This window comes from Streptomyces piniterrae (assembly GCF_005048155.1).
In the GTDB taxonomy this organism is placed as follows: domain Bacteria; phylum Actinomycetota; class Actinomycetes; order Streptomycetales; family Streptomycetaceae; genus Streptomyces; species Streptomyces piniterrae.
Genome location: NZ_SUMB01000010.1, coordinates 130,856 through 145,315, shown reverse-complemented (window position 1 = coordinate 145,315; position 14,460 = coordinate 130,856). Strand labels below are relative to the sequence as shown.

The window sequence follows — 14,460 nt, the reverse complement described above, 5'->3', positions numbered from 1 at the left end:
GAGCAGAGCGAACACGCGACAGGCGGCAACGCACTGATCGTGCCGGGGTGACCTGACCCCGGAGCGGGCGGTGCCCGGAGTCTCTCCGGGCACCGCCTTCGCGTCGTGTCGGGGTCAGGAAGACCCCGCCCACGCGTCCGTCCCGGTGGCGCTCACCGCAACAGCACCCCGGGCGCCTCCCCTGCCGCCTCCCCCGTCGTCTCCGTGGGCAGGGCGACCAGGCCCGGCTCCGCGCCGCCGGCCAGCAGCCGGTGGGCGGGCAGGATGCGGACGGTGTAGCCGAAGGAGCCGGTGCGGTCCAGGGCGAGCGCGCCCTCGTAGCGGTGGCCGGCCGCGAGGTCGGGTCCTGCGGCCGGTTTGAGCGGTACAGCGGTGGCGTCGATGATCCGGTCTGAGCCGTCGACCCGGCCGGAGACCACCTGCACCTCGACGTCGTCGGGGGTGAGGTCGCCGAGCGTCACCCGCACCCGCAGCGCGAGGGTGGCGCCCAGCTCCCCGCTGCCGTCGGACTGCCGGCCGTCGGACGGTCCCGCGCCGCCGCCGGTCTCCACGTGGTCGACCGAGACCCGCGGCCAGGCGGCACGTAACCGCGCCTTGTACGCGGCGAGTTCGCGGGCGGCTTCCGGGGTCAGGGCGCGATGGGCGTACGCGGCCGGGGCGTAGAGCCGGTCGACATACTCGCGCACCATGCGTCCGGCGAGCACCTTGGGCCCCAGCGTGGTCAGCGTGCGACGGACCATCTCGACCCAGCGGCCCGGGATCCCGGTGTCGTCGCGGTCGTAGAAGCGCGGCGCGACCTGCTGTTCCAGCAGCGTGTAGAGGGCGTTGGCCTCCAGGTCGTCGCGCCGGTCGTCGTCGGTGGCGGCCCCGTCGGCGGTCGGGATGGACCAGCCGAAGTCCGGCTCGTACCACTCGTCCCACCAGCCGTCGCGCACCGACAGGTTCAGCGCGCCGTTGAGGGCCGCCTTCATCCCGGAGGTGCCGCACGCCTCCAGGGGCCGCAGCGGGTTGTTGAGCCAGACGTCGCAGCCCGGGTAGAGCTTCTGGGCCATCGCCATGCCGTAGTCGGGCAGGAAGACCAGGCGGTGCCGGACCCGGGGGTCGTCGGCGAACCGCACCAGCTCCTGGACGAGCCGTTTGCCGCCCTCGTCGGCGGGGTGCGCCTTGCCAGCGACGACGATCTGGACGGGGCGTTCGGGGTGCAGCAGCAGCTCCGTCAGCCGGTCCCGGTCGCGCAGCATGAGGGTGAGGCGCTTGTAGGACGGCACCCGGCGGGCGAACCCGATGGTCAGGACGCCGGGGTCGAGCACCCGCTCGATCCAGCCGAGCTCCGCGCTGCCCGCGCCGCGCTGCCGCCAGGAGGCGCGCAGCCGTTCGCGGACCTCGGTCACCAGCTGTTCGCGCAGGGTGCGGCGCAGCTCCCAGATGGCGGCGTCGGGGATGTTGGCGACCGCCGCCCAGCGCTGCGAGCCGCCGACGGTCAGCGCCTCCTCCGTCCGCCCGGCGCCGACCTGCCGCGCGCCGAGCCGCAGCACTTCGGGCGCGACCCAGGTCGGAGCGTGCACCCCGTTGGTGACGGAGCTGATCGGCACCTCGTCGGCGTCGAATCCGGGCCACAGTCCGGCGAACATCTCCCGGCTGACCCGGCCGTGCAGGGTGGAGACGCCGTTGGCGCGCTGGGCCAGCCGCAGTCCCATCACGGCCATGTTGAAGAGCCCCGGCTCGCCGCCCGGATAGGACTCGCGGCCGAGTTCGAGGACCCGTCCGGGGTCGATGCCGGGCAGCTCGCCGTCGTCGCCGAAGTGCCGGGCGACCAGTTCGCGGTCGAAGCGGTCGATGCCGGCGGCGACGGGGGTGTGCGTGGTGAAGACCGTGCCGGCGCGTACGGCCTCCAGGGCGGCGTCGAACTCCAGGCCCCCGTCGGCGAGTTCACGGATCCGTTCCAGACCGAGGAAGCCGGCATGGCCCTCGTTGGTGTGGAAGACCTCGGGCGCGGGGTGGCCGGCCAGCCGGCAGTACGCGCGCACCGCCCGTACGCCGCCGATGCCCAGCAGCATCTCCTGGAGCAGCCGGTGTTCGCTGCCGCCCCCGTAGAGCCGGTCGGTCACCTCGCGCTCGCCGGGGCCGTTCTCCTCCACATCGGAGTCGAGGAGCAGCAGCGGGACCCGGCCGACCTGGGCCTGCCAGATGGCCGCGTACAGCCGGCGGCCGCCGGGGAGGGCGAGTACCACCTGTGCGGGCGTGCCGTCGGGCTCGCGCAGCATGGTCAGCGGCAGCTCGTTCGGGTCGAGGACGGGGTAGTGCTCCTGCTGCCAGCCGTCGCGGGACAGCGACTGCCGGAAGTAGCCGTGCCGGTAGAGGAGTCCTACGCCGATCAGCGGTACGCCCAGGTCACTGGCGGCCTTGAGGTGGTCGCCGGCGAGGATGCCGAGGCCGCCGGAGTACTGGGGCAGTACGGCGGTGATGCCGAACTCGGGTGAGAAGTAGGCGATGGCGGCGGGCCGGCCGGGGGTTCCGTCCTCGGCCCCGCCGGCCCCGCCGGCCCCATCGGGCAGGAGTGCTTCCTGGTACCAGCGGCGGCCGTGCACATAGTCGTGGAGATCGTCGACGGCGGCGGTCAGCCGGCGCAGGAAACGGCGGTCCGAGGCCAGCTCGGCGAGCCGCTCGGCGGAGACGTCGGCGAGCAGCCGTACCGGATCGGCGCCCGCCCGCCGCCAGCCCTCGGGGTCGACGGACTGGAACAGCTCACGGGTCTCGGGGTGCCATGACCAGCGCAGATTGCGCGCCAGGTGGCAGAGGGGTCGAAGGGGTTCGGGAAGGACGGGACGCACGGTGAATCGACGAATGGCCTTCACTCCTCGACCGTAGCGGCGCCGCGCCCCCGGCAACCAGGACGCGCCCCGGTCAGACCCCCATCCGTACTCATGGGTCAGCCGATATGGCCGAATCCACCCCCTGATTCGCTCTTGTAAGGACACCCGCCTGGCGAGAGGCTGCGTTGAGCGCCGACGGGCCCCGGCGCGGCACCGGACATCCCCCCACCGCAACTCCGCTGTGTTCACACCGAGTTGAGGAGGCGACCGCCGATCGTGTCAGCGCTGCGCAGGACCCGTCCGCGAGGCGTCCCCGGCATTTCCGGCGGACCACGGCGCGCCCGTGGTTACGTACCAGTAGTTCGCATACAACCGGATTGCCCGGCCACTGTCCGAGGGAAGACTCAGCCAGTACGCCGTTGCCGCACCTCATCCGCACCCTCAGGCCCGGCTGGTGCACCCGCCGCCAACCGAGTGAAAGCGGACAGAAGCGCCCATGCCCGCGCCCCGTCCCCCTGCCATGAAGCGGATACAAAGGACAAAATCCCTGCACAGCATCACGAGCCCCTGGTGAGCCCATGATCGGTCGCATCCCTGTTCTGGACATCCGCCCGCAGATCGATTGCGGCCGCCGCCCGGCGAAGGCGGTGGTGGGCGAGGCCTTCGAAGTCTCGGCCACCGTCTTCCGAGAAGGGCATGACGCGGTGGGCGCCAATGTGGTGCTGCGCAACCCGGCCGGCCGCTGCGGCCCCTGGACCCCGATGTCCGAGCGGATGCCCGGCACCGACCACTGGAGCGCGGAGGTCACCCCGAACATCGAGGGCCGTTGGACGTACACCGTCGAGGCCTGGTCCGATCCGATCGCCACCTGGCGGCAGCACGCCCGGATCAAGATCCCGGCGGGTATCGACTCCGAGCTGGTGCTCGCCGAGGGCGCCGCGCTCCACGAACGGGCGGCCTCGGACGTCCCCAAGAGCGACGGCCGGGAGTCGGTGCTCGCCGCCGTGGACGCGCTGCGCAATGCCGAGCTGCCCGCCGCCACCCGCCTCGCCGCCGCGCTGTCCCCCGAGGTCACCGGCACGCTGGAGCGCCATCCGCTGCGCGAACTGCTCACCGTCTCGCGCCCGATGCCGCTGGTCGTCGAGCGCCGAAGGGCCCTGTACGGCTCGTGGTACGAGCTCTTCCCGCGCTCCGAGGGCGCCACCACCGCACCGGACGGCACCCTTGTCAGCGGCACCCTGCGCACCGCCGCCGAACGGCTGCCCGCCGTCGCCGCCATGGGCTTCGACGTCGTCTATCTCCCGCCGGTCCACCCCATCGGCACCGCCTTCCGCAAGGGCCCCAACAACGCGCTGTCCGCGGGCCCGGACGACGTCGGCTCCCCCTGGGCCATCGGCTCGGCGGACGGCGGCCATGACGCCCTCCACCCGGACCTGGGCACCTTCGAGGACTTCGACCACTTCGTACGCACCGCCCGCGACCTGCGGATGGAAGTGGCCCTGGACTTCGCCCTGCAGTGCTCCCCCGACCACCCCTGGGTGACACGGCATCCGGAGTGGTTCCACCACCGCGCCGACGGCTCCATCGCCTACGCGGAGAACCCGCCGAAGAAGTACCAGGACATCTATCCGCTCGCGTTCGACGCCGACTTCCGCGGGCTGGTCCGCGAGACGCTGCGGCTGCTGCGCTTCTGGATGGCGAAGGGCGTACGGATCTTCCGCGTCGACAATCCGCACACCAAACCGGTGGTGTTCTGGGAGAAGGTGATCGCCGACATCGGCCGCAGCGACCCGGATGTGCTGTTCCTGGCCGAGGCGTTCACCCGGCCCGCGATGCTGCACACCCTCGCCCAGATCGGCTTCCACCAGTCGTACACCTACTTCACCTGGCGCAACACCAAGCGGGAACTCACCGAGTACCTCACCGAGCTGTCCGGCGACAGCGCCGCCTCTCTGCGGCCCAACTTCTTCGTGAACACCCCGGACATCCTGCACGCCTACCTCCAGGAGGGCGGCCGCACCGCCTTCGAAGTGCGCGCGGTCCTGGCCGCGACGCTCTCCCCGACCTGGGGCGTCTACGCCGGATACGAGCTGTGCGAGTCGACCCCCGTACGCCGTGGCAGCGAGGAGTACCTCGACTCGGAGAAGTACCAACTCAGGCCCCGCGACTGGGAAGCGGCGGCCCGCGAAGGGCGCACCATCGCGCCCCTGATCACCGCGCTGAACCGCATCCGCCGCCGGCACCCGGCCCTTCAGCAGCTGCGCTCGCTGCGCTTCCACCACGTCGACAACGATGCGGTGATCGCGTACTCCAAGCGCGCAGGCCACGGCGCCTCGGCCGACACGGTGCTCACGGTGGTCAACCTCGACCCGCACCACACCCAGGAGGCGACGGTGTCGTTGGACATGCCGGAACTCGGCCTCGGCCGGCACGAGTCCTTCCCGGTGCGCGACGAGCTCACCGGCGACACCTACCACTGGGGCAGGGACAACTATGTGCGCCTGGAGCCGGGCCGTACCCCGGCGCCCGCTCATGTGCTGTCCCTGCGACCGTCCTCACCGATCGGAGGGTCACCCAATTGATCGTCAATGAGCCTGTTCCCGACAAGTTCGAGGACACACCGGCGAAGGACCGCGATCCCGACTGGTTCAAACGGGCCGTCTTCTACGAAGTCCTGGTGCGCTCGTTCCAGGACAGCAACGGCGACGGCGTCGGCGATCTCAAGGGCATCACGGCGAAGCTCGACTATCTGCAATGGCTGGGGGTGGACTGCCTCTGGCTGCCGCCGTTCTTCAAATCCCCGCTGCGGGACGGCGGATACGATGTCTCCGACTACACCTCGGTGCTTCCCGAATTCGGCGACCTGGCCGACTTCGTGGAATTCGTCGACGCCGCCCACCAGCGCGGTATGCGGGTCATCATCGACATGGTGATGAACCACACCAGCGACCAGCACCCGTGGTTCCAGGAGTCGCGCACGGATCCCGAAGGGCCGTACGGCGACTATTACGTCTGGGCGGACGACGACAAGCAGTACGCCGACGCGCGGATCATCTTCGTCGACACCGAAGCCTCCAACTGGACCTTCGACCCGGTGCGCAAGCAGTACTACTGGCACCGGTTCTTCTCCCACCAGCCGGACCTCAACTACGAGAACCCGACGGTCCAGGAGGAGATGATCTCCGCCCTGCGCTTCTGGCTCGACCTGGGGATCGACGGCTTCCGGCTCGACGCGGTGCCGTACCTCTACGCCGAGGAAGGCACCAACTGCGAGAACCTGCCCGCCTCGCACGCCTTCCTCAAGCGGGTCAGGGCCGAGATCGACGCGCACTATCCGGACACGGTGCTGCTGGCCGAGGCCAATCAATGGCCCGAGGACGTCGTCGACTACTTCGGCGACTACGCGGTCGGCGGCGACGAATGCCATATGGCGTTCCACTTTCCGGTCATGCCGCGGATCTTCATGGCGGTGCGCCGCGAATCGCGTTACCCGGTGTCGGAAATCCTCGCCAAGACCCCGGCGATCCCGTCCGGCTGCCAATGGGGCATCTTCCTGCGCAACCATGACGAGCTGACCCTCGAAATGGTCACGGACGAAGAACGCGACTACATGTACTCGGAATACGCCAAGGATCCGCGGATGCGCGCCAATATCGGCATCCGGCGGCGCCTCGCCCCGCTTCTCGACAACGACCGCAACCAGATCGAACTCTTCACCGCCCTGCTGCTGTCCCTGCCCGGCTCGCCGATTCTCTATTACGGCGATGAAATCGGCATGGGCGACAACATCTGGCTCGGCGACCGGGACGCGGTACGCACCCCCATGCAGTGGACCCCGGACCGCAATGCCGGGTTCTCCTCCTGCGACCCGGGGCGCCTCTTCCTCCCCACGATCATGGATCCGGTCTACGGGTACCAGGTCACCAATGTCGAGGCGGCGATGAGCTCGCCCTCCTCGCTGCTGCACTGGACCCGGCGGATGATCGAGATCCGCAAGCAGAACCCGGCGTTCGGGCTCGGCAGTTACACCGAACTGCCCTCCTCCAACCCGGCGGTGCTGGCCTTCCTGCGGGAGGCGGAGGGCACCGGCGGCGCGGACGACGACCTGGTGCTGTGCGTGCACAACTTCTCCCGCTTCGCCCAGCCGACGGAGCTGGACCTGCAGTCGTTCAGCGGCCGCCACCCGGTGGAACTCATCGGCGGCGTCCGCTTCCCGGCAATCGGCGAACTCCCGTACCTGCTCACCCTCGCGGGCCACGGGTTCTACTGGTTCCGGCTGCGCAAGAACCCCGCGTAGACAGGCCGCGTAGCCAGGCAAGTCCAGTGGGCGGACCGCCCGGTCGCGGGCCCCAGGAATGCGCCCGTACGCGGCCGCATGGCGGGTACGGGCGTTTTTTGACCTTTGGCTCGGGCAGTCTCCCTACTACCGCACGGGCCGGGTGGGCCATCGTCGGTCCTCCCGGCTCCGAGGACCGCCTCGCAGCGGCCGCGGCACACGCCGAACCCGGGCGCTGCCGCAGTCGAACGACAACCGCTGCGTGCGGGCGCCCCGCTGCCATACGGACGGTCCTCGCCCCATACGCCCCCGGACTCCGTCTGGGGGTACCCCCACCGCGCCGCCGCACAGTCAAGGCCGCATTCCGGGACACTTGCCGTATCTGTCGTGTGCCCGGGGAAAGGACGCGACGCCATGTCGGACACCGCCTCGACCCGTGCCACCCGTAACACACCCGACCGCCCGCTCGTCGCCGCCCCCGATCTGCTCTCCTCGCTGGTACCGCTGCTCGCCGAATGGGTGCCCCGCCAGCGCTGGTTCGCCGGCAAGGGACGACTGATCACCGGCTTCACGCTGGTCTCGGCGACCGAACTCCTGCCGTGCACCGCCGACGGCAGCGCACCGGGCCTGCTCCAGCTGCTGGTACGCGCCCAGCAGAACGCACCGGCCGCCAGAACGCCCGCCGCCGACTGCTACCAACTCCTGCTGGGCGTACACCCCGCACCGCCGCCGCAGCTGGCGCCCGCGGTGATCGGCCGCCCGGCCGGCGGCCCGCTGCGCGGCCGCACCGTCTACGACGCGCTGCTCGACAACCGGCTCTGCGGGCTGCTGCTGGAGCGGCTGCGGATGCCGGGCCGGATCGGCGCGATGCGCTTTTGCCGCGAACCGGACAGCGACATCCCGTCCGGGCTGCCGGGCCGGCCGATCGCCGTGGAGCAGTCCAACTCCTCGATCGTGTATGGCGATACGTTCATTCTGAAGGTCTTCCGGCGGATCGCGCCCGGCATCAACCCTGATCTGGAACTGCCGCGCGCGCTGGCCGACGTCAAGTGCGCGCGGGTGCCGGCGCCCGCCGCGTGGTTCGAGGCGGAGACCGCCGAGGAAGGCGGGGAGGCGACCACCCTCGGTGTGCTCCAGCCGTTCCTGCCGGGCTCGGCGGACGGCTGGCAGCTGGCGCTCAACGCGCTGTCCGTACGCGCCGACTTCACCAGCTCGGCGCGCGCGCTCGGCCATGCCACCGCCGAGGTGCACACCGCGCTCGCCCAGACCCTGCCGACCACCGAACTGCGCCACCCGCAGCTGGCCGCGATCGCCGCGCGGATGAACGAGCGGCTGGACGCCACCGCCCGCGCGGTCCCCGTACTCCAGCCCTACCGCGCCCGGCTGCGCACCGCGTTCGACGCGCTCGCCACGGTCGGCCAGGACGGGCGCAGCTGGGCCGCCCAGCGCATCCACGGCGATCTGCACCTGGGCCAGACGCTGCGCTCCGCCGAGGAGGGCCGCTGGTCACTGATCGACTTCGAGGGCGAACCGGCCCGCCCGCTGGCCGAACGGCGACGGCCGCATCCGGCGCTGCGCGATGTCGCGGCGATGCTGCGCTCCTTCGACTACGCGGCACGCAGCGGACCGGCCGGCGGCGACGGCTGGTCGCTGGAGTGGGCACGCCGCACCCGCGCCGCCTACTGCCTGGGCTACGCCGAGGCCGGCGGGCTCGATCCGCGCTCCGCCCCCGAGCTGATGCGCGCCTACGAAACCGACAAGGCCGTCTACGAGGTGCTGTACGAGGCCCGGCACCGCCCCGACTGGCTGCCCGTCCCGATGGCCGCGATCCGCCGGCTGGCAGCGGGCGGGGAGCGGCCGGAGGGGGTGGAGGGGATGGAGGGGCCGGCCGGCTTCGGTGCGGGGTCCGGGGGGTCCCGGGAGGTGGGGGCCGCGCGGACTTCGCGGGCCGGGGGCGCGGGAGCCACGCGGCCGGCCGGTACCCCGCTGCCGCCCGGGGCGTCCAGGCCCTCCGGTTCCGCCAAGCCGCACGGGACCGACGGTCGCGGGTGACGGCTGTGGCCACGCCGCCGTCCCCTCGGGAACGCGGCGGCGCCCGGCCCGACCGGGCACCCGTTCGCGTCACGGAAGGTGTCGCCGTCCCCGGCGGCGTCGTTGGCACTGGCGTCTGCCGCCGCTCCCGTTCACCCGCACGACCGCACCGCCCGACAACAGCCCCACCCGGCCCCACCGCAGCCCGATCGCCGTACGACCGCACGCCCGGCTCCAAGTACCGACCGCACGCCCGGCTCCGATCGGTACCGCCCATGAACCGGGCCGGGCCCGGCCCGCGTTCCGGTGCGCCGCCCCGCGAATTCCCCAGCCCCCGGAGATCCCGGCCCCGCCCGAACCACCACACACCGACGTTCGCCGCGCTCCTCGCCCGAACACCCACACCCCGAACCTCCCAGCCCCCGCACACCTCACCGTCCGCTCCGATCCGACCGATGCCCCGCCCCCGAGGAGGCTCCTCTCGTGACCGCCCGTCCGCCGTCCCGCCGCACCACTCCCGACACCGCGCCCGCCAAGACCGCGACCGACGCCCCCGCGTCGGGGCGGTCCGGCCGCGCGGCGGCGTCCCGGCCACCGGCCGACAAGGCCACCGCCAGGACCAAACCGGCCACCACCCCGCCGGGCCCCGCCACCGGGTCCACCGAAACCGCCACCACGACCGCCTCCACCGGTGCGGCGACGGCATCGGCGACCTCGGCGTCCGAGACCGACGCGGCGGCTCCTGCCGCCAAGCGGGCGTCCACGCCCCGCCCGCCGGCCCCCCGGACCGCGACCGCCGAACCCGCCGGTGCCGCCGCCGGCACGTCCGCCCGTGGCTCCTCCCGCGCCGCCTCCCGTACGGGCGACAAGCCGGCGGCCCGGTCCCGCGCCGCGAAGGCGAAGGAGGGCAGCCGGGGCGTGCGGGTCGCGGCGCCGCTGTCCGACGAGGACCGGGGGCGGCTGCTCGCCGGCGCGCATCACGATCCGCACGGCCTGCTCGGTGTGCACCCCGTACGCGGCGGGCTGCTGTTCAGGGCGCTGCGCCCGTACGCGAAGAGCGTCACCGTCCTGGGCAAGGGCCTGCGTGCCACGCTGCACCCCGAGGGCGACGGGCTGTTCGCCGGAGTGCTCCCCCTGCGCAAGATCCCCGACTATGAGCTGCTGGTCGAGTACGACGACACCACCGTGACGGCGCGGGACCCCTACCGCTTCCTGCCCGCGGTCGGCGAGCTGGATCTGCATCTGCTCGGCGAGGGCCGGCATGAGCAGCTCTGGCAGGCACTGGGCGCCCGGACCATGGACCACCAGGGCGCCACCGGCACCCGCTTCACGCTCTGGGCGCCCAACGCCCTCGGCGTCCGCGTCGTCGGCAACTTCAACTACTGGGACGGCACCGCCTTTCCGATGCGCTCGCTGGGATCGTCCGGTGTCTGGGAGCTGTTCCTCCCGGGCGTCGGCGCGGGCGAGCTGTACAAGTTCGAGATCACCCGGCCGGACGGCTCCCGGACCGTACGCGCCGACCCGATGGCGCGGCGCACCGAGTGCCCGCCCGCAAACGCCTCGGTCGTGGAGGAGTCGCACTACCGGTGGAAGGACGCCGACTGGATGGCCCGGCGCGGCGAGCGCCCCGTGCACGAGGCACCGCTGTCCGTCTACGAAGTGCACCTCCCGTCCTGGCGCCCTGGCCTGACCTACCGTCAGCTGGCCATGCAACTCCCGTCATATGTCAAGGACTTGGGGTTCACCCATGTCGAGCTGATGCCGGTCTCCGAGCATCCCTTCGGCGGGTCGTGGGGCTATCAGGTGACCGGGTTCTACGCACCCACCGCCAGGATGGGCACCCCGGACGACTTCCGATTCCTGATCGACGCGCTGCACCAGGCCGGTATCGGCGTACTGATGGACTGGGTACCGGCGCACTTCCCGCGCGACGACTGGGCGCTGGCGGAGTTCGACGGACGGCCGCTGTACGAGCACGGGGATCCGGCACGGGCCGCGCACCCGGACTGGGGCACCCTGGAGTTCGACTACGGCCGCACCGAGGTCCGCAACTTCCTGGTGGCCAACGCCGTGTACTGGTGCGAGGAGTTCCATATCGACGGCCTGCGGGTGGACGCCGTGGCCTCGATGCTCTACCTCGACTACTCGCGCGAGGAGGGCGGCTGGACACCGAACGTGCACGGCGGGAGGGAGAATCTCGACGCGGTCGCCTTCCTCCAAGAGATGAACGCGACGGTCTACCGCCGCTGCCCCGGCGTCGTCACCATCGCCGAGGAGTCCACGGCCTGGGACGGCGTCACCCGCGCCACTCATCATGTCGGCCCCGGCGGATTCGGCGGTCTGGGTTTCGGTCTGAAATGGAACATGGGCTGGATGCACGACTCCCTCGTCTATGTGTCCAAGGAGCCGGTGCACCGTAAGTACCACCACGGTGAGATGACCTTCTCCATGATCTATGCGTACTCCGAGAACTATGTGCTGCCGATCTCCCACGACGAGGTGGTGCACGGCAAGCGCTCACTGGTGTCGAAGATGCCCGGTGACTGGTGGCAGCAGCGCGCCAACCACCGGGCGTACCTCGGCTACATGTGGGCCCACCCCGGCAAGCAACTCCTCTTCATGGGGCAGGAGTTCGCGCAGGGCGCGGAGTGGGCGGAGAGCCACGGACCGGACTGGTGGCTGCTGGACCCGTCGTACGAGGCGGAGCCGGACCACCGTGGCGTACGCGATCTCGTCCGCGACCTGAACCGCCGCTACACCGCCACGCCCGCGCTCTGGGAACGGGACACCGATCCGGCCGGCTTCTCCTGGATCGACGGGGACGCCGGCGAGGACAACGTCTTCTCCTTCCTGCGCTTCGCCGCCGACGGCGCCCCCCTGATCTCGGTCACCAACTTCTCCCCCGTCGTTCGCCACGCCTACCGGCTCGGCGTCCCCGACCACATCCCCGCCTGGCACGAGGTCCTCAACACCGACGACCCGCGCTACGGCGGCAGTGGCGTCACCAACCCGGAGGCCCTCAAGGCCGAACCGACCCCCTGGAACGGCCGCTCCTCCTCCATCGCGGCGGTGCTCCCCCCGCTGGCCACGATCTGGCTGCGACCGGCCTGAGGGACGGCATCACGGGCGGTTGCTGTCGCCGCCCCCCGCGGCCACGGCGGCACTCGGGCCCGCCGCCACCCTGCCCGGCCTCAGACCGACTCCGAGGCCGGGCGAAGGGTGGTCCGCAGAGCGCCCACCGACGCGCGCCACTGCGGACCGGCGTCCGAGTCGTCCCACAGCTCGGCGATCTCGGAGTCCGCCGCGAGCACCCGCTCCAGGGCCGAGGCCGCCAGCTCGGCCAGCTCCTCGGACGGCTCGGCTATCGCGCCCTTGGGCCCGTACACCACATCGACCGGACGTCCGCCGGGGCGCCCTGCCGCCACCAACGCGGCGGCGGCCACGGCTACTTCCCCCTCCGGCGCCTCCAGATAGTCGCTCTCCTCGACGGCGGCGGCCAGCGCCGCGCGGATCGCGGCGAGCCGCTCGGCCCCGTCGGCCAGGTCGTCCAGCTCCCCCGCGAAATCCGCCGCGGCGTCGCCGTCGAACGGATCCGTCCCCCAAGTGCCCATGGATCCCCCTCGGTCATGGCCGCAACCGGCCCCTCGCCGGCTGCTGTTCTGCCATGACTGAATGGTGCCAGGCACCACTGACAATCGATCTTGAAAAGCCTCGCCGGGGAGGAAAAGCACAGGTCAGACGGCCAGAAGCAAGGGAGAGGGGCGCCGCGACGCCCCGCCACCGACGACGAAGACAGCGGCAAAGGCGAAGGGGGCGGGTGCCTCGCGGCACCCGCCCCTCCCCTCCTGCTCGCCGGTCCGCCGGCCGTGGCGTCAGACCTTCGCGGACGCCTTCGTCCCACCGTCCCGCGGCCCGATGACCGCGGCCGCGGGCGCGTCGTCGGGCTCTGCACCCGGCGCGCCGTGCCCGTCGGCGGAGAGCGTCTTCTCGTCGAACGGCACCCGGCCGGACAGCACTTCCGCCGCCCTGGCCTTGTCGATCTCCTTGGTCCAGGTGCCGACCAGGACGGTCGCCACCGCGTTGCCCGCGAAGTTGGTCATCGCCCGTGCCTCGCTCATGAACCGGTCGATGCCGACGATCAGGCCGACGCCGTCGACCAGTTCGGGCCGGTGCGACTGGAGGCCGCCGGCCAGCGTCGCCATGCCCGCGCCGGTGACGCCGGCCGCGCCCTTCGACGCGATGATCATGAAGACCAGCAGCGAGATCTGCTGGCCGAGCGACAGCGGCATGCCCATCGCCTCGGCCACGAACAGCGAGGACATCGTCAGATAGATGGCGGTGCCGTCGAGGTTGAAGCTGTAGCCGGTGGGGACGGTGATGCCGACCACCGGCTTGCTGACGCCCAGGTGCTCCATCTTGGCGATCAGCCTGGGGAGCGCCGACTCCGAGGAGGACGTGGAGAGGATCAGCAGGAACTCGCGGCCCAGGTACCTCAGCAGCGTGAAGATGTTGATGCCGGCGACCAGCCGCAGCAGCGTGCCGAGGACCAGGAAGACGAACAGCAGACAGGTGACGTAGAAGCCGACCATGATGACGGCCAGCGTCTTCAGCGCGTCCAGGCCGGTCTCGCCGACCACCGCCGCGATGGCGCCGAAGGCACCCACCGGCGCCACCCACATGATCATCGAGAGCACGCGGAAGACCAGCTTCTGGATGTGCCCGATGCCGCGCAGCACCGGCTCGCCGGCCGAGCCCAGCGCCTGGAGTCCGAAGCCGGTCAGCAGCGCCACCAGCAGCGTCTGGAGCACCTCGCCCTCGGTGAAGGCGGAGACCAGCGTGGTGGGGATCATGCCGAGCAGGAACTCGGGCAGCGACTCGCCGCCGCCCTCCGTCTGGGCCTGGCCCGCGTGCCGTACGGACTCGGTCAGATGAAGGCCTGAGCCGGGCTCCAGGATGTTGCCGACGACCAGGCCGATGGCCAGCGCGACGGTGGACATCACCATGAAGTAGCCGAGGGCGAGTCCGCCCACCGCGCCGACCTTGGCCGCCTTACGGACCGAGCCGACGCCCAGCACGATGGTGCAGAAGATGATGGGCGAGATCATCATCTTGATGAGGTTCACAAAACCGGTGCCGAGCGGCTTGAGCTGGACGGCGACACCGGGGGCGGCGAAGCCCACGATGATGCCGAGCAGTACGGCGCCGATCACGGCGATATAGAGGTAGTGGGTCCGGTCCCGCTTCTTGGGCGCGGTCTCCTCGGTGGTACCCCCGGACGGTGGGGTCTGTGCAGCCACGGCTGCCTCCTCGGTCTACGGCTGTGCGCTGATCTGCGGCTCT

At 71.5% G+C, this 14,460-nt stretch carries 7 protein-coding genes; 4 read left to right on the top strand and 3 right to left on the bottom strand.

What is annotated here, in order from left to right; all coding sequences use genetic code 11:
* Positions 1-152: 152 nt before the first annotated feature.
* Positions 153-2,855 carry an alpha-glucan family phosphorylase gene (gene glgP, locus FCH28_RS26545; protein WP_136742681.1) on the bottom strand — a complete coding sequence of 901 codons (2,703 nt, stop codon included), beginning with the start codon at positions 2,853-2,855 and terminating at the stop codon, positions 153-155.
* Between the two features lie 536 nt (positions 2,856-3,391).
* Between glgP and FCH28_RS26540 the strand changes: the two genes are divergently transcribed.
* The 4 genes from FCH28_RS26540 to glgB all read left to right on the top strand — a co-directional run bounded on the left by FCH28_RS26540 (position 3,392) and on the right by glgB (position 12,231).
* Positions 3,392-5,395: an alpha-1,4-glucan--maltose-1-phosphate maltosyltransferase gene (locus tag FCH28_RS26540; protein ID WP_136742680.1), complete on the top strand. Its 2,004-nt coding sequence runs from the start codon at positions 3,392-3,394 to the stop codon at positions 5,393-5,395.
* Positions 5,392-7,110, top strand: a complete 1,719-nt coding sequence (gene treS, locus FCH28_RS26535) for a maltose alpha-D-glucosyltransferase (protein WP_136742679.1) — start codon at positions 5,392-5,394, stop codon at positions 7,108-7,110. The genes FCH28_RS26540 and treS overlap by 4 nt, the downstream gene beginning before the upstream one ends.
* A gap of 393 nt (positions 7,111-7,503) precedes the next feature.
* Positions 7,504-9,141, top strand: a complete 1,638-nt coding sequence (locus FCH28_RS26530; RefSeq protein WP_246103227.1) for a maltokinase N-terminal cap-like domain-containing protein — start codon at positions 7,504-7,506, stop codon at positions 9,139-9,141.
* A 462-nt stretch (positions 9,142-9,603) separates the two neighbouring features.
* Entirely contained in the window at positions 9,604-12,231 is a 2,628-nt protein-coding gene (gene glgB, locus FCH28_RS26525; protein WP_246103225.1) for a 1,4-alpha-glucan branching enzyme, read from the top strand.
* An 80-nt stretch (positions 12,232-12,311) separates the two neighbouring features.
* On the opposite strand, the gene FCH28_RS26520 is transcribed toward glgB, so the two are convergent.
* Positions 12,312-12,731, bottom strand: a complete 420-nt coding sequence (locus FCH28_RS26520; RefSeq protein ID WP_136742678.1) for a DUF4259 domain-containing protein — start codon at positions 12,729-12,731, stop codon at positions 12,312-12,314.
* A gap of 261 nt (positions 12,732-12,992) precedes the next feature.
* A complete protein-coding gene (locus FCH28_RS26515) occupies positions 12,993-14,417 on the bottom strand; it encodes a cation:dicarboxylate symporter family transporter (protein WP_136742677.1) in 1,425 nt (474 codons plus the stop codon).
* Positions 14,418-14,460 lie beyond the last annotated feature (43 nt).

Excerpts from the sequence above, each read along its gene's own strand:
- FCH28_RS26540 (WP_136742680.1), top strand. The coding sequence starts at position 3,392 with ATGATCGGTCGCATCCCTGTTCTGGACATCCGCCCGCAGATCGATTGC.
- FCH28_RS26530 (WP_246103227.1), top strand. The coding sequence starts at position 7,504 with ATGTCGGACACCGCCTCGACCCGTGCCACCCGTAACACACCCGACCGC.
- FCH28_RS26520 (WP_136742678.1), bottom strand. The coding sequence starts at position 12,731 with ATGGGCACTTGGGGGACGGATCCGTTCGACGGCGACGCCGCGGCGGAT.